The 1,477-nt window shown below is 43.0% G+C and carries 2 protein-coding genes; both read right to left on the minus strand.

The window, feature by feature from the left end; translation table 11 throughout:
• On the minus strand, positions 1–125 hold a 125-nt coding region (locus IEY48_RS20210; protein WP_188920654.1), incomplete at its 3' end, for a transposase family protein.
• 49 nt (positions 126–174) lie between these two features.
• The gene (locus tag IEY48_RS20215; protein WP_188923334.1) at positions 175–1,071 is read right to left on the minus strand and encodes a nuclease-related domain-containing protein; all 897 of its coding nucleotides are present in this window, start codon (positions 1,069–1,071) and stop codon (positions 175–177) included.
• Positions 1,072–1,477 lie beyond the last annotated feature (406 nt).

Below are 1,477 nucleotides of genomic sequence, written 5' to 3' on the forward strand. Positions count from 1 at the left end.
TTAGCGCCTGCGATAACGGCACATAGCGAACCAAACAGTACCTCAAAAAGGCAATAGGTCACTTTAGCCCCTTGACGCTGGTCTGTTATTGTTTGGAAATTCTCTTTGAAGTGGTCAATATGCATGGTGTGATCCCGAAAAAAGGGAGTATAAGATCATAGCGAGATGTTAACGTCAAATAGTGCGTCGAATTGTTCGAAAAACGTTCACGATCTCGCCCTGGGCATCAACCTGCTGTTGGCTGAGTGCTTGGGCTCTGACTGAGGGTATGGTTTTAACCAACTGCTTATGATTTAAAATCGGAAACGGTGGTTTTGTTTGGCTAGTAACATACCAGCCGGGGAAGACTAATACTGGGCAGGAAAACACTGGCTGGCCTGTGGTTTTAGTTAACCATTGGCTAACCCATGTTGCCTGTCGGGTGGCTTGTTCAATTGGCTTAGTTTCAGTCCAAGATGGAAAGCATAAGCGTCCGTCTTTATAAAAAAGTTGGAAGCCTTTACCGCCGTTTTGATTAGTTTGATTATGGTCTTTATGCCGCTTGTGGCGGCCTTTGGTTTCGATGGCGAATACGCCATTTTTACCTATTGCTAAATGGTCGATGTTAAAGCCGTCTGCTTGTATGTCGTGAAACACTTGATAACCCAAAGCTTGTAAGCCGATTAACTCATTGGCAGTGGCAATTTCAGCGGTGTGGCCTAGGCGTAATTTGGTAAGTTTGGAAAAGTTTTTCCATGTTTTATAACCACAATAAGATAATCCGATCATTGAGGTTATGGCAAACATCCAAGGGAATTTTCCGACGGTAATGTGTGCTTGAATACTGTTAACAGCAAATGGCAGACACACAACCAATACGCCCATTAGCATACTGGCGAGTAAATCGATTTGGAGGTCTTGTATCTCTTGCTGTAAACCAAAAGCCGGAATTCGTTGAAGTTGGTCGCGGTCGACAGGTAGCTTTACCGTGCTGTCGCGGTGTTTCAGCAATACAAACATCACCCCAAGGGTGACAAACATACTAGAAAGAAGAATGCCTACTGATAATAAACTGGAGGATAAACTTGTCATTGTCGTCCTTGCTCGTAATGTGACCTAAGTAATTGGTCGCAATTCAAAATCCATGAATCTGCTGAATTAATATACTCCCAGTTTGGCAATAATGTAAGTGGAAATTTGCATCAATCGTTAAGCGTCGCAATTGAGCGAAAAGGGCTGTTACAGTAGCCAAAAATATCATTGCACAATAATGGCTTGTATCAGGGTGTATTTTCGTGCGTTATCGTCACCGTGACCAATTTACCCTAACGTTTACCTAATGTGACACATAAAAAGGCCTGCTTATTTTAAGCTAATGCCGCTCGCTTAACAGTGAGCGGCTCTTTTCTTATGGGGGTAGCGTGGTGCTTTATATAGCACTTGTCTTGGAAATGGTTTCCGCTTTCTTTTTTTCGGTAGGATTAATCGCTTTCCGTTT

Origin of the sequence: Shewanella saliphila (assembly GCF_014648295.1) — a bacterium.
GTDB lineage: Bacteria > Pseudomonadota > Gammaproteobacteria > Enterobacterales > Shewanellaceae > Shewanella > Shewanella saliphila.